We start from the raw sequence: 14,064 nt of genomic DNA on the forward strand, positions 1-14,064 counted from the left end.
GAATAGCTCATCGATTGTTGTTACTTTATTTTCATAAAAGCGAATTGACTTCGCAAATATTGTTTGGGTTTGATACCTAGTATCAAACCGCCCTACACATATTTGGTTTGTCGAAACAATGTTCAGTTTTCAAAGGTCTACATTGCCAATTGCCGAAGCAATCAACTTAACCATCATATCATTTAGCTGATTTGATGTCAACAAGAAGTTTGATTTAACAACGTTTCTCGTTGATTTGCTGTTACGAATGCAACAGCTCAATTAATATAACATTTTATCATCATCACTGTCAAGAACTAATTTCAATCTTTCGAATTGGTCTAGTTGGTAACACGCGTTGACAACGTATATAACTATACCAAGTGAGGCCCCCACCGTCAACTAAATATTGAAAATAAATTCATCTTTTTCCAAAGGCAAAGCTTATAGTTGAAAGCATCTGAATTGTTAACTGACGGCCGTGTGTTTCTTCTTTTTAGTGATTGCCATGTTCGTCTTTATTTTGTCGTCAAAAAAGGCAGTCACCAAAAATAGCGACTGCCTTTCATAAAATCCGTAATTATTTAGCGATTCGAACTAAGAAGTACCGCTTTTTCCCACGACGAACGATGACGAACTTGCCATCGAAGGCACTACTTGGGTCAACTTCAGCATCCGTATCCGTAATCTTCTCACCGTTGATCCGGATTGCGCCATTAGTTAGGTCTTCGCGTGCTTGTCGACGTGATGATTCGATCTTAGTGTCGTCAACTAACCACTCTACTAAGTTCTTCTTATCTCCACTAACCGTCACAGAAGGCATCTTCTTGAAGCCTTGTTCGATTTCGCTAGCCGTCAAATCCGCAACATCCCCAGAGAACAGTGCCTTGGTAATGTGTTGGGCTTCAACCACAGCGTCATGGCCATGAACAAATTCTGTCACTTCTTCGGCCAAACGGATCTGCGCCTTGCGCTTCTTAGGTTCCGTAGCCACTGACGTTTCCAATTTCTTGATCTGGTCTTGGTCCAGGAAGGTAAAGTACTTCAGTAACTTGATAACGTCCTTGTCATTCGTGTTGAACCAGAATTGGTAGAACTCGTATGGTGACGTCTTTTCTGGGTCAAGCCAGATGTTACCGCCTTCGGACTTCCCAAACTTGGTTCCGTCTTCCTTCAAGAGTAAGGGGATAGTCAGCCCATATGCCTTAGCATCTGACCCCTTGAGCTTATGGATCAAGTCGATGCCGGCCGTGATGTTCCCCCACTGGTCAGCACCACCGATTTGAAGCTGAACGTCTTCCTTCGTGAATAAATGAAGGAAATCGATTGATTGCAAGATTTGGTAAGTGAATTCCGTGTAAGAAATCCCAACTTCCAACCGAGAAGCCACAACTTCCTTGTTCAACATGTTATTCACGTTGAAGAGCTTCCCGTAGTCCCGCAAGAAGTCTAATAGAGAGATTTTGGACAACCAGTCATAGTTGTTCACGATCTTAAAGGTCCCATCTTGACCGAAGAGGTGTTCCATTTGCTTGGTCAAGCAGTCTTGGTTATGGCGAACTTGGTCCATCGTCTGCAGGACTCGTTCTGATTTCTTCCCAGATGGATCACCGATGGAACCCGTGGCCCCACCAATAATGATGTAAGGACGATGACCAGCTAACTGGAACCGTTTCAGAATCATGAAGGGAATCAAGTGCCCAATGTGCATGGAATCCCCGGTTGGATCGATCCCGACGTACAGACCGACCGCCTTATCGTTGACCAATTCACCTAGGCCAGCTTCATCAGTCTGCTGGTTAATTGCGCCACGCCATTTTAACTCATCAATAATTGACATTTCCGTTCCTCCTATAATAAATCTCTCAATAAAAAAGTCCCCAATGGCGCTATGCCATCAGGGACGAATTGAAATCCGCGTTACCACCCAAGTTGTTGTCAATTGACAACCGCTCGTCATCTTTAACGGAATGACCCGCCGATTACTCGGCCGCTCCTCAGCGTAATTCGTGGTTACGGACGTCCTGACTCCCAGCACCGTCAGATTTCTTGACCGGAGCCGCACCCACTACTGGACTGATTCATTGCTTATGATGTCGATGATACCGGGACGGCGGGCAAATGTCAATACACCACGCTACCTTTACTGTGGCTTAACAACACGGTGTCGCTCTAAAAGAGGCTCGAGAGACTTTCCCAAACAATCTGAATGTTCAGTAACGTCAGCACAATCGTACACGTCCACGCCAGGACCGTGATCCAGCGCTTATTGACGTATTCCGTCCCCATGATTTTCTTGGAGGACGTGAAGATGGTCAGCGGAATCATGGAAAATGGCAGTGCAATCGACAGGAAGACCTGTGAGTTGACCAACAGGCTGTCCAGCGCGGCCTCGTTTCCGCCATAGATAATCGTACAAATAATCACGGGAACCACCGAGATCAGCCGCGTCACGAGACGCCGAACCCACAATGGAATCTTTAAATTGATAAATCCTTCCATAATGACCTGACCCGTCAGCGTCCCTGTAATCGTCGAATTCTGCCCGGAGGCCAACAAGGCAACCGCGAACAGCGTGGACAACAGTGGTGAAGCGACCGCCCCAGCTAACTGGTTATCCTGTAGGGCGGCGTAGAGGTTCCCAAACGTACCCAGTTGATCCGTGCCTTTACCAAAGAACATCGCTGCCCCCAACAAGAGAAGCAAACAGTTGATAATGAACGCGCCAAATAACTGAATGTTAGAATCCCACGTCGTAAATTTCACGGCGCGACGCATTTCGGCCGGATCGTCCCGGTTGAACTTCCGCGTCTGCGAGATTGACGAATGCAAGTAGAGGTTATGTGGCATGACCGTTGCCCCCACGATTCCCAAAGCCATCGTCAGTTGTCCCGAGTGCACAATTTCCGTCCGCGGAATAAAGTTTGCCACGGCGGCGCCCATGTTCGGTTGGGCAATAATCACTTCATAGGCAAAGACCACCAGAATCACGGTGATCAGGCAGATCACAATGGCTTCGATCTTTCTAAAGCCTAACTTTGTTAACAATAAGAGTAATAAGATGTCGAATACCGTCAGCGATACCCCGAGAATCAACGGTACCCCGAACAGCAGTTGCAGGGCAATCGCGCCCCCAATAACTTCGGCAATATCCGTCGCCATGATGGCGAGCTCGGTTACGACCCACAGCACGGCCCCAATCCGTTTGCTGGTATGCGCACGAGTTGCTTGTGCGAGGTCCATTTGCGTCACGATGCCCAGTTTAGCCGCCATGTATTGAAGCAACATCGCGATTAAACTCGACATCAAGATCACTGACATCAGCAGGTAGCCGTACTTGGCACCCCCACCGATCGAGGTTACCCAGTTACCCGGGTCCATATATCCCACCGCGACCAGTGCCCCCGGCCCGGAGAATGCCATTAAATTCCTGATAAACCCTTTTTCCTTGGGTACCGTTACGGTCCCATTTACTTCTTCCAATGACGGTCCGTTTGCGTAGCCGGCCATCTTTGTCGACTTCGTTGAAACGTTGTCTGTCATATTTTCCAACTCCCTTATCTCTTTGCTATTCTCCCATTATACTGACGAGTCAAAGATTGTAAAGTCTTTTTTAATTGTCCCTAACTTTAATTTTATATTACCCATTAAATAAATAACCCTAAAAATACAAATTTCCCTTGTGTTTTCAAGGGATTTGCATCATAATATTTTTTATATTTCATTTTACAGAAAGTGGTGATTCCGATGACCCATACAAAAATGTTCATTGAATTATTGGCGCCCTTATTTATTGCCGTCCTCACAATTGCTGGTCTTGCAGCATTAATGAAGTGGCAAGTCACGCCAGCCGCCGTGGGTCTCGGAACCCTTGGTGCTGCTGGCCTGATTACGGTCGTTGTCAGTGGCTTAGTCGCTGACCTCTGGACCCGTCGACACACAACTGCCGCCGTTAAATCGCAAGCCAAAAACCGGTAACCCTTCAAGGGCTACCGGTTTTTTCATCCACCTTTCATGATTATCAGTGGCGTTATGTTAACTAATCCCGCTTTGCAACTGCTGGAGCGTCGAGTCTAACGTTGCTGGCAGCTTCTCCTGGATCAAATCCAGCTTCTTCTGCCCCAATACTGTCAGCGTGAGATAACGACGGCGCCGATCCTTCGTCGCTACCCGTTGACTCAGGTAACCACGTTTGCACAGATCAACCACGAGGTTCGACGTCCGGGTTGCTGAAAAGCCTAGTTTCTGCGCCACTTGGGCCACCGATAACTCTTCACTAGCCACGTACGTCAGCAACTGGCACTGCGGTAAATTTAAGCTTAGCTCCGTCAGCGGTTGGTTGTAGCACTGCGTCACTAAGCCGTAGATCTCAGTTAACTTTTGTAATTGCTCATGCTTTACCATTCTCCCAACTCCAATTGCCGCATAATTGTATCCGCTTTCATTATATCATTAACTGTCTACTATGAAACAATCCGCCTGCATAATTAGTCCGCCATATATCCTAATTTGACCCCCAAAAGATAACTATTTTCCCTAAAGTAACGTAAGCTGTCCGCACTACGGCTGCCAGGAATTCCACCTGCTGTGGGGACGCTCCAGCCTGAGGTACGGGCTTCCGACTCAACTTGAAGCCACGAAAAGCCCGCGTCTTCAAGATTGCCCGTGCTGTAAACTGGCTCAAAACCACCAGTTAACACCACCTCCACGGCCAGTTCCATTCCTGGCCTCCTCCGGCTAATCTTGCCTTTTACTTCACATATCTAGATTCAGAAATTTAGTCTTCTTTTATCAAAACAAAAAGCAGGCTGGAGAGATCTCCTAGCCCACTGATACCATCTATATTCAGCAAAATATCCAGTTCAAAAAGGGTCTCTCAGCATCCTGGTTGACGACTTAAGAATCCTCGTCCAACGGGTGCGTCCGATTATTGAAATCCAACGCAAAGAGGGATAGCTCGTGATGGCGCAGCACCCGAATCAAGCGATCCAGGTTCTCCCCGTAAGCCAACTCCTTAACCCAGTGGAAAGCTTCCAAACGATTACGGTCCGCAAATCCAGCCGCTAACGGGTCAACGCCATAGATGATCAGATAATTATCCCGATTGCGTGCATCAATCACCGTCTGATCCGTCAGCAGGCTAAGGTGGACGACCCCACTCAGTAACCGGTTGAAGATATCCGTGGTCACCCCGATCATGTCGTAGGTCACCAGAATCTCAACCTTAGCTTCCGTCAGCGTCAGACCGTTCGTGTATTTACTCAGATGTTTCTGCACTAATCGAATATCCGCGGCCGCCACCTCACCGGGATAGAGTTGGCCCATGCTCTTGGCCAACGCCACTGCCGCCGCCATCGACGACTCGGTCGGCTTATACAGAGCGGTAATTTCTGGCCGCAACAGGGGATCTACCCGGAAGAGCAGCATGAACTGACAGAGTGAGAATAACCAGTTGGCGAACCAATCGCTCCCAGTCGCGTAGTCCGACAACTCACGGACGCCGGGTGCTAGTTCATAGCTACCCAGACGTTGTTTGATACCGAGATAGATGCGCTGCATCGCTTGAGGTTGTAAGGCCCGGACGAAATACGGCGAACTCGTCAGCAAGTAGTCCAGCGTTGCTAATTCCGTCAGTGCCTCCTGCGGCGTATCCCCAAGACGCGTCTGCAAGGCCCCCGCCAAGCCGCGTAGGTCGGTCAGATGCCCCAGTGGAAACCGCAACGGCGCATAGCGATGTCCCTGATCCAACCGCAATAGAGCCAGCGTAACTAGCAGATTTTTCCGCTGGGTCAGACTGATGGACTCCTGATAAATGGCGCCATTGGCGTAGGTCGTCATAACCTGGTCGTGAATCGGCTGTATCCGTGCCGATAACTTTGGCAGATCTGTGACCGGCGTCAGCGTCGTACTGAACAGCATAAAGTAAAGCAGTTGAATCAATGCCTCGTTGCCCACGACCCGCAGCGGATTGGCCGTCAATTGCAAGTCATACTGGGCCAACTGCTGCTTCATTTCCTTCATGCGTCGGTTGAAGGTGGATGTACTGATGCCCAGGTCGGCGCAGAAGGTACTGGTCTGCTGATAATCCTCCCGTAGCGTCGCCAGCATCGCCTGATACGGAATGCTCTGCCGGTAGAGCCAGCGGCGGTAGTCATCCATCGTGACACTCGTCACCAAGTCATCCTTAGTCAGCAGGGTTTGCCGATCCAACACCTCCAGATCCGTTCTGAGATTCAGCAGAACGTGGTAGGCACGCGAGTAGCTCACCTTGGTCATTTCGGCAAACTCCGTCAAACTAAAGTGACGTTTCTCATCATTGATAAAGGTCAACAGCCGAATCTTCAACGTCTCCTTGGCCGTCAACATCGCAAAGTCGATCTTCAATTCTCTCACTTCTCATTCGCCTGGCATAAACGAAAGCCCCCTAACCACTAAAAAGTCAGGGAGTTTCTGCGCCATTATTATTTTCTAGTCTCTATGGCCTTAATCGCCTAATCGATACTTGAAATAGTTACGTTACGCGCATCGAATTCCGTCAGGGTCTCCTTCAAAATAATCCGGGGATCGTCGTAGCGAATGCCAGGAAGCGCACTGCTGACATAGTTTCCCGTCAATCTGCCTGCTGCCACCTCTGGTTGAATGAGGACGTTTTGCCCATCGCTCGTGGTCAAGGTCACACTCTTGCCGTCCGTCAACCGGTCAACTAGTGGTAAAATCGGCATCTTTTGCATCATTCTGATCACCCTCCTATACTGAGTTTCCATCTTCATTCTAACACGTCCACTCACGGACCCCTCGCTTCGTTACTCGCTAATTTAGCTAGTTTGCTATCACCGAGACAACGCCAAATGCCTACTTTGAGCCTATCTCAAGGATACCCAGGACTGCCACTTCTCCCAAGACAAGCGTCTCACAAAGTTAAGTGTCGACCGTCAACCAACTTTTTCACCGCTGTTGCCCCACAAAAATGGTCCCGAAACGCCAAAAACACGGTAATCCAATCACTTCCGTCATGAATTACCATGTTAGTTTCTTCTATAATTAATAGGTTTTCAATTTGTATCCGTTTTCCAAGGCTTCCTATGACACTTTAACTGGTGCTGGCACTCGGGTAAACCGCATGCCGATGAAGTAGATTACGGCCGTGATGGCCATCGCAATAAAGGTTGCGCCGATTGTCGTGGCAATCACCGGCACCTGCTTCAAGCCCCAGTACGCCACAACGCCCAGAGCCCAGCTCGCTACGGCAACCCAGTTGACCCCATGGGCGTACCAGTAAGCGCCGTGAACCTTGGTGAATTCACTCAGTTTATACTGCTTGCCCTTCAGGATAAAGTAATCGACCAGGAAGATGGCAATTTCCGGTCCCAGGAACATGCCGATCCCATCCAGGAATGTTTCGAAGACGTCCAGGAAGCTCGCGAGGTAGACCGGGATAAAGGTGACCGCGGTGGCTGCCAGCGTCACGATCCACAGACTCACGTTCAGCGATAGCCGGTGCGTCATGTTCGTCAGCGCAGAACCAGCCGACATCAGGTTGACCGCGTTGGCCGTGGTACTGGTCAACACGATGACCAGTAAGGCGATGATGCCCAGTCCCAATTTGGCAGCGACCGTACTCGGGTCGGAGTTATTCGGATCGAAATGGTTCAGTGAAACCGCCGTCCCAATCGTGGCAAATAGCCCGATGAAGGCAAACCAGAACAGCCCGAAGTTGGCCCCTAGGAAACTAGCCTTGGTGGCCGCCGACTTCTTGTTAGTGAAGCGACTGAAGTCGGACGCTGCCGTCACCCATGCGAGGTTGAAAGCTGCCAGTGTGTCGGCCGCTACCCCGGAGCTCATCCGCATACTGTGGGGTGGTTGCCAGCCGATGATTTCGCTAAAGGAAACCGTCCGGAATACAACCACCGATTCCCACAACACGAAGACCACAACGAGAATGATGCCGATTCGTTCGATCAGTCGAACCGACCGTTCCCCCAACGAAATACTCAACAAATGCAACACACTCATGATGATAATCCCAACGATCAAGCCGAAGGTGCCACCCGGTTTGCCATACAGCGGCCAACCGAAGAGTTCTCCGAAGATGTAACTGATCGAAGTGGCCGCGATGAACGTATTGACTGCGGCCCATCCGATAAACTGAATCACGTTGATGACCGACGGAATAAAGCTCCCGCGTAACCCGAACGAGGCCCGGGTCAGTGCCATCGCTGGTAAACCTGTGCGGTAGCCCATGTAACTGGCCACTGCCAGTAAGGCGTAAGAGATCAATCCCACAACGACTAACGTGGTCGACGCCGTCAGGAACCCACAGGCGGCAATGACCCCACCGATGTACCAAGTCCCGTTGTTAGCGTTAGCGCCGATCCATGTGGCGAACAAGTCCCAATTGGACATCCGCCGATGCTCACGAGGAATCGACTCAACTCTCCCGAATTCCTTAGATGCTTTTGTTGCGGTTGCTTTAATCTCTTGTGCCATGCGTCCTCACCTTTCTCTTCTCGAATGCTGCGAACTGTTTTGACTCTATTAAATTGTGGTAACTGGTCGCCTGCGGCTGCCAAGGATTCCGCCTGCTGTGGGGACCGCCTGCAGCCAAAGTTCTGGCTTCCGGCTCGGTTTGAAACCTCGCGAGGCCCATGCGAGTTTCCAAACACGTCCCACGCTGTAAGTCCGGGGAAATTCACCCGGTCTAACACCGTCGTCACAGCAAGCTACACCCTTGGCCTCCTCCGGCTTATGTTGCGAGAGTGCCGTCAAAACTGTTGACAGATTCTTCATCACTCTCTGCTGGCCTTAACCTATCCAGACGACCTATGTACGTTGGCGATACATCACCGCCAACGTTTAAACTTTAATATGGCGCATCAAATTACCAGTCTCTCACGGGTTAACACTGTCTGAGCCGCATGCTTTCGGTCCATCAAGTTGCTTGGCTAAATCCACTAGGCTGGTCGCCATCACATTTGAGCCGGAGGCAACCTGGGATGGAGCCAGCCGTGACGATGGCGTTGGTTGAAGTTTTTTCAGTCAACCTACACCATGGGACGCGTTTGAAGACACGTCTCTCAGTGGCTTCAAACCGAGTCGGCAGACCGCTCTTTGGCTGGCGGCGGTCCCCACAGCGGCGGAATCCCAGGTTGCCGTAGGCGATAACCCTCATCAACCTAATGACTAGAGGATTTGGCCGACAAACTCGCCGGCTGGGAGGGTATTGAAGTCGTAAGTCTTGAAGTCATCGACGTTCTTGCTGTACCAGTGCATGCTTTCGGTGACCATCAAGTTCACGGCCTCGTCCTTTTCCTGAAGCGCAATGATCGGCTTGTTACTCATCGTGGCCACACCCAATTCGTAGGCGGTCCCAGAATCCAGGTTCTTGGCCTCAAAGTCGATGACCGTGACGATGACATCGGCCGCCGCAATTTGATCCATGTCGCGGTGGAAGATCTCCGTGGCCCATGGCTTGGTAAATTGTTCGTTGGCCGCATCTTGGTGGAGCCGTGGTGAATAGAAATCTTTAACCGTTGGATTGGCTTCCAGAGCAGCCTCTAGGCGTTTCACCCGGTCGACCTGTTCTGGACTAAAGAATGGACTCGCAACGTAAATCTGTGACATAACTAAATTCCTCCATCGATTTGATTTCAACCCTCTCGGCATGAAAAAAGCGGCCGAATCCCGCAAGAATTCCAGCCGCTAGCTTCACTCGTACTTAGGCGCACGAATAACTTCTACCGTACCTTTATCAGCCTCACGGGACTAAATTAAAAGGACTTATTTGGTTGTTGTAAAGTATTATACGGGCCGACTGTTCATCCGTCAAACCCAGAATTGTCGAAAATGATTGGGGTTAATCGGTAAACCACCCGCTGTGTCAGTGCTAACTAATTTTTCAATTAATTCCTGAACGTTGGAAATTGTCGCCTGCGGCTGCCAGAGATTTCATCTGCTGTGGGGACCACCTACAACCAAAGCACGGGCTTCCGGCTTGGTTTGAAACCTCGCAAGGTTCATGCGAGTTTCCAAACACATCCCATGATGTAACCCCGGGAAGAATCAATCACCCGGGTTAACATCATCGTCACGGCCGACTCCATCTCTGGCCTCCTCCGGCTAGGCTAACTTCCAACCACAACATTAACTCAAAAATAATCACTTTGAATTTCCATGTCGTAAGTTTCACCAACACCAACAACTGTGGGCTAACACCATATAAGCCGTAGGACTGGTGAAAATTGGCTCAGCTGTGGGAATACGCTTAGCGGCGACCTTTGCCGGTTAGCGTATTGGGAACTTTAAGACGTGGTCCTCACGGCTTGAAGTTCAGCCTAAAGACCGTCCTTTGGCTTTAGGCGTCCGCCCTCAGCGTCACGGCCCATTTTCACCAGTCCGGAGGCACATTTAGTTAACCCCCATGGTTGTCAGAGGATGGGGGACTTGCTACACTGGTTATATCAGGAGAGGAGTTTCAAACATCTATGTCATCTGAAAATCATCACTTACCCGACCGGATCAAGCTCATCTGGGGAATCAGCGCGGTCGGCAGTTTCATTGCTTTACTGGTCCTCACCGGCCTCATCTGGCTCACCTACCGCTACTGGGATTGGCCCTTATGGATACTTTCCACTTTTGCGGCGATCACCATTATCGAGCCCATCATCGAAGGTAGCCTCATCCCCTACCGCTACCGATTCACGCGCTACCAGATTTCTGCGGTCGCCGTTGAAATGCAATCCGGGTTTATCTTTAAGAAACGGGTCGCCATTCCGATTGCCCGGGTCCAAAACGTCACGCTCAACGCCGGCCCCTTACTACAATGGCAGAAATTGACCAAGGTGTCGATTGCCACGGCCTCCACCAATCACGGTATCGAAGGCTTGGAGCTCGATGAAGCCGAAGCATTGCGCGATCAAATCATGCGGCTCGCGCGGGAGGCCCGCCATGACCAAGCCTAAACGTACCCATCCACTGGGCCTGTTCCTGCACATTGCCAATTCCATCAAGGAATACTGGTTTCTCTTCATTCTGGTCTTTACGTTGTATAACCAGCCCATCTGGTTCGCACTGTGCTGGGCCGGGATCATTCTTGCCATGATCATCTGGCCCGCCACGCGCTGGGCCACGTTAAGCTACCGCGTCACCCCGACAGCGATTGAAGTCAACTCCGGGGTCTTCGTTCGCCACCACGAGCATATTCCCTATTCACGAATTCAAACGGTTCAACGGAAACAATGGTTCTTCCTAGCCCCGTTTAAGCTGGAAGAACTCTATATTGAGACGGCCAGCCATGATGATAACAAACCCGAAGCACGACTGGCCGCAGTTCCCACAACTCTTGCCGATACCATCGACGGCTACCGTTTGGGCGCGACCGCCACAGCAGCAGCTGATTCAGCAGATACTACGGAAACTGGAAATAGCGTAGACACGGACACTGCTCCGATACCCGCAGCCACGCCAGTAACTGCCCATTACCGCATCAATAACCGCACGTTGCTCAAGTTTGCGTTTACCTCGACGGGGTTCATCCCCCTGCTTTTGATTCTGTTGGCCATCTATAACAAGATTCCGCGCAGCTGGACCGATGCCTTGATTGACGACGCCACTCATTTGGCCCTCATCGTTCTGATTGGTGGGGCCGTAGCCGTGGTCGCCATTGCCTGGGTCGGTGCCTTCCTGTGGACCTACATCCGCTACTTTCACTTCGACGTGGCCTTACAGGGTGACCAGCTGAAGACGGCGAAAGGTCTGTTCCAGCGTAATACGATCACCGCGCCGCTCAAACGGATTCAGGCCATCCGGGTCAAACAAAACGTTTTCCGGCAGTGGCTGCACATCCAAACCGTTCAAGTCCTGCTAGCCTCCAAGGCCGCTTCCAAGGACGACGATGATGACCTGGTGATTCTGCCGGCCGTCCCACAGTCGCAACTTTACGATGTGGCCCCACCATTTGTCGGCTGGCTACCGGACCACACACCGGATCTCAGCGATCTCAACGTCGCCGACCGGCGGCAGTGGTATCTCATCCGTAATGCCCTACTGATTGTCATTGCGCCAGTAGCCCTCGCCAGCTTCCTGCTACCGCACTGGATGTGGGCCTTTGCCCTGATTCTGGTCATCGCCTTCTTCCAGGGGCGCTTCGCCGCTCACCAAACGGGCGGGGGGCTGATCACCCCGCGGATGCTGGCGCTACAGACCGGCCACATGTGGACCAAGGAGACTTACTACCTGCCCGTCGACATGATCCAATCAGTTCGGCTAAGACAGTCTATCTGGATGAAACGAACCGGACTCATGCACCTCATCGTCAACGTGCGTCACGGTAATAAGAATCAAGCGATTGAACTGCGGTATCTGAAGGCTGAGCAAGCCCAACGTGTCTACGACTGGTACCTACAGACCGTCTGAAAGGAGTCACGCCCATGACCACCCCTCGTATTTTCAAGATGAGCTTCGCACGCGTCTACCCGCTGTACGTCCAGAAAGCCGAAAAGAAGGGACACACCGCCGCCGAAGTCGATGAGATCATCACCTGGCTGACCGGCTACGACGCACTCGCCTTGCAGACCCAATTGGATGCCAACGTGGATTGCGCCAGCTTCATGGCCAACGCCCCCCGCTTTAATCCTAATGCTGCCAAGATTACCGGCGTTGTTTGCGGTGTTCGCGTTGAAGAGATTGCGGACCCCATCATGCAACGCCTGCGCTATCTCGACAAGCTGATCGACGAGTTGGCTCGAGGAAAGGCCATGGCCAAAATCTTGCGGGATTGATGATAGCGGTAGTCATTTTCGACATGCTGCCCATTGTATTAGCGGTTCCGGGTTCCCCGGAACCAGTGCTCTTACTCATTACTAATGTCAAAAGCGCCGAAATAGTCGCACGAATTTGCTAAACCATAGAAATTCTTAAACTGTCCCAGCACCACAATTAAGGCCATTCCCCACTTAACCGGGAATGGCCTTTTTGATATGTTTGCTGACAAAAAACGGGCATCCACAACCTCAACAGTTGTTGGTGCCCGTTTCGTCTCGCCACAGCGTTCCCCAACGTTGTGACGCTCCCCTTGGTACGCACCGACCTCCCCAAGCCGTGGTGTACCGATACTACTTTCGTTAAAGCCTACTCTCTAGCCGCGTTTACGTTCACGCCATTGATGCCACTGTTCTCCCAATCGGGGACGCCATAACCACGCGTAACCGAATAACAATGTAAACAGCAGGGACAGGACGAACGAGGTCCCGTCCGACGTCCAACTGAAGAAGAACGTGACGTAAATGACAAAGACGATGTATACCGGAACCCGCAAGTGCGGGAACATTAAGTACTCACCATTATGTTCCAGTGAAAGCCGTTGATACAGAGCCGATCCCCAGATAAGCAGTGCCAGTGCGAGAATGACAGCGAACGTCAAGACGCACCACATAATCTGTGTTTCCGTTAGCGAGGTCAACTTCCTCACTATATTACCACTGATTGCGCTATATCCGCCTAAAGAAAAGGTAAAGCCCGCAATGGTCACGACGAGCGGCCCTTCTTGCCCGATGATCAAGGAAGCAAACCAACTAATGGCGAACAGGCCAAATGACATCATCAGCCCAAACAACCAGGATGACAGGATACCCGGCCACCCAATGTGCCAAGTATAGCCACTCGGTGTGCCGACCCAGTAGATCAGATACTGCACGGCCGTCGTGACGCTATCGATAAATAGGAGCGTCAGAAAGGCCACCTTGATTTTTGACCAGTAGATCCGTTGCCGACTGAAGCCACTGCTGAACAGAAACTGGTTAAAGTTATCCCGTAGATCAAGGTGCATCATTTCTAGGCCGGCCAACCAGGCAGCAATCATCAGCCAAACGGAAAACCCAGAGAAGTAGATGCCCCGGTACGGCGCCCACTGCTGCATGGTCACGGCGTTCACCAGGCTACGACTGTAATGATCACTCGTCACATCATGGAGGGCAATCAACGCGATCATCACGATACCTAACAGGGCCATTGCCCCGATGGCAAAGAGCATTCTACGATGGCGTTGCCAAATCAACTGGTCCAAACGATTTTTAAACATGTCTGCGTCTC

General features: G+C 50.9%; 13 protein-coding genes and 1 other annotated feature. Of the genes, 4 read left to right on the top strand and 9 right to left on the bottom strand.

What is annotated here, in order from left to right; all coding sequences use genetic code 11:
* Positions 1 to 559: 559 nt before the first annotated feature.
* Positions 560 to 1,819, bottom strand: coding sequence for a tyrosine--tRNA ligase (tyrS, locus tag EKM73_RS04680; protein WP_125700827.1), 1,260 nt, complete (start codon positions 1,817 to 1,819; stop codon positions 560 to 562).
* A 56-nt stretch (positions 1,820 to 1,875) separates the two neighbouring features.
* Positions 1,876 to 2,073, bottom strand: a binding site (T-box leader).
* A gap of 78 nt (positions 2,074 to 2,151) precedes the next feature.
* Positions 2,152 to 3,522 carry an Nramp family divalent metal transporter gene (locus tag EKM73_RS04685; protein ID WP_125700828.1) on the bottom strand — a complete coding sequence of 457 codons (1,371 nt, stop codon included), beginning with the start codon at positions 3,520 to 3,522 and terminating at the stop codon, positions 2,152 to 2,154.
* Between the two features lie 204 nt (positions 3,523 to 3,726).
* Between EKM73_RS04685 and EKM73_RS04690 the strand changes: the two genes are divergently transcribed.
* Entirely contained in the window at positions 3,727 to 3,957 is a 231-nt protein-coding gene (locus tag EKM73_RS04690) for a hypothetical protein (RefSeq protein ID WP_125700829.1), read from the top strand.
* Positions 3,958 to 4,014: 57 nt separating this feature from the next.
* On the opposite strand, the gene EKM73_RS04695 is transcribed toward EKM73_RS04690, so the two are convergent.
* The 6 genes from EKM73_RS04695 to EKM73_RS04720 form a co-directional block, all read right to left on the bottom strand.
* The gene (locus EKM73_RS04695; protein WP_125700830.1) at positions 4,015 to 4,383 is read right to left on the bottom strand and encodes a MarR family winged helix-turn-helix transcriptional regulator; all 369 of its coding nucleotides are present in this window, start codon (positions 4,381 to 4,383) and stop codon (positions 4,015 to 4,017) included.
* 83 nt (positions 4,384 to 4,466) lie between these two features.
* The gene (locus EKM73_RS04700) at positions 4,467 to 4,700 is read right to left on the bottom strand and encodes a hypothetical protein (protein ID WP_125700831.1); all 234 of its coding nucleotides are present in this window, start codon (positions 4,698 to 4,700) and stop codon (positions 4,467 to 4,469) included.
* Positions 4,701 to 4,875: 175 nt separating this feature from the next.
* Positions 4,876 to 6,372, bottom strand: a complete 1,497-nt coding sequence (locus EKM73_RS04705) for a helix-turn-helix domain-containing protein (RefSeq protein ID WP_225421288.1) — start codon at positions 6,370 to 6,372, stop codon at positions 4,876 to 4,878.
* 98 nt (positions 6,373 to 6,470) lie between these two features.
* A complete protein-coding gene (locus EKM73_RS04710) occupies positions 6,471 to 6,713 on the bottom strand; it encodes a hypothetical protein (protein WP_125700832.1) in 243 nt (80 codons plus the stop codon).
* 346 nt (positions 6,714 to 7,059) lie between these two features.
* Positions 7,060 to 8,466: a cytosine permease gene (locus EKM73_RS04715; protein ID WP_125700833.1), complete on the bottom strand. Its 1,407-nt coding sequence runs from the start codon at positions 8,464 to 8,466 to the stop codon at positions 7,060 to 7,062.
* A gap of 693 nt (positions 8,467 to 9,159) precedes the next feature.
* Positions 9,160 to 9,600 (bottom strand): nucleoside 2-deoxyribosyltransferase, encoded by a 441-nt coding sequence (locus EKM73_RS04720; protein WP_020088750.1) that lies wholly within the window; start codon positions 9,598 to 9,600, stop codon positions 9,160 to 9,162.
* 860 nt (positions 9,601 to 10,460) lie between these two features.
* Between EKM73_RS04720 and EKM73_RS04725 the strand changes: the two genes are divergently transcribed.
* From EKM73_RS04725 to EKM73_RS04735, 3 genes are read left to right on the top strand one after another with little or no spacing between them, the layout of a single operon-like run.
* Positions 10,461 to 10,937, top strand: a complete 477-nt coding sequence (locus EKM73_RS04725) for a PH domain-containing protein (protein ID WP_125700834.1) — start codon at positions 10,461 to 10,463, stop codon at positions 10,935 to 10,937.
* Positions 10,924 to 12,390 (top strand): PH domain-containing protein, encoded by a 1,467-nt coding sequence (locus EKM73_RS04730; RefSeq protein ID WP_125700835.1) that lies wholly within the window; start codon positions 10,924 to 10,926, stop codon positions 12,388 to 12,390. The genes EKM73_RS04725 and EKM73_RS04730 overlap by 14 nt, the downstream gene beginning before the upstream one ends.
* A 14-nt stretch (positions 12,391 to 12,404) precedes the next feature.
* Complete coding sequence (locus EKM73_RS04735; RefSeq protein WP_125700836.1) at positions 12,405 to 12,755, top strand: DUF2200 domain-containing protein; 351 nt, start codon at positions 12,405 to 12,407, stop codon at positions 12,753 to 12,755.
* A 356-nt stretch (positions 12,756 to 13,111) separates the two neighbouring features.
* Here EKM73_RS04735 and EKM73_RS04740 read toward each other — a convergent pair whose 3' ends face one another.
* Complete coding sequence (locus EKM73_RS04740; protein ID WP_125700837.1) at positions 13,112 to 14,053, bottom strand: ABC transporter permease; 942 nt, start codon at positions 14,051 to 14,053, stop codon at positions 13,112 to 13,114.
* Positions 14,054 to 14,064: the final 11 nt, after the last annotated feature.

The sequence above is a fragment of the Levilactobacillus fuyuanensis genome, assembly GCF_003946395.1.
Taxonomy (GTDB): Bacteria; Bacillota; Bacilli; order Lactobacillales; family Lactobacillaceae; genus Levilactobacillus; species Levilactobacillus fuyuanensis.

Coding starts and splice junctions, on each gene's coding strand:
- tyrS (WP_125700827.1), bottom strand. CDS start 1,819: ATGTCAATTATTGATGAGTTAAAATGGCGTGGCGCAATTAACCAGCAG.
- EKM73_RS04685 (WP_125700828.1), bottom strand. CDS start 3,522: ATGACAGACAACGTTTCAACGAAGTCGACAAAGATGGCCGGCTACGCA.
- EKM73_RS04690 (WP_125700829.1), top strand. CDS start 3,727: ATGACCCATACAAAAATGTTCATTGAATTATTGGCGCCCTTATTTATT.
- EKM73_RS04695 (WP_125700830.1), bottom strand. CDS start 4,383: ATGGTAAAGCATGAGCAATTACAAAAGTTAACTGAGATCTACGGCTTA.
- EKM73_RS04700 (WP_125700831.1), bottom strand. CDS start 4,700: ATGGAACTGGCCGTGGAGGTGGTGTTAACTGGTGGTTTTGAGCCAGTT.
- EKM73_RS04710 (WP_125700832.1), bottom strand. CDS start 6,713: ATGATGCAAAAGATGCCGATTTTACCACTAGTTGACCGGTTGACGGAC.
- EKM73_RS04715 (WP_125700833.1), bottom strand. CDS start 8,466: ATGGCACAAGAGATTAAAGCAACCGCAACAAAAGCATCTAAGGAATTC.
- EKM73_RS04720 (WP_020088750.1), bottom strand. CDS start 9,600: ATGTCACAGATTTACGTTGCGAGTCCATTCTTTAGTCCAGAACAGGTC.
- EKM73_RS04725 (WP_125700834.1), top strand. CDS start 10,461: ATGTCATCTGAAAATCATCACTTACCCGACCGGATCAAGCTCATCTGG.
- EKM73_RS04730 (WP_125700835.1), top strand. CDS start 10,924: ATGACCAAGCCTAAACGTACCCATCCACTGGGCCTGTTCCTGCACATT.
- EKM73_RS04735 (WP_125700836.1), top strand. CDS start 12,405: ATGACCACCCCTCGTATTTTCAAGATGAGCTTCGCACGCGTCTACCCG.
- EKM73_RS04740 (WP_125700837.1), bottom strand. CDS start 14,053: ATGTTTAAAAATCGTTTGGACCAGTTGATTTGGCAACGCCATCGTAGA.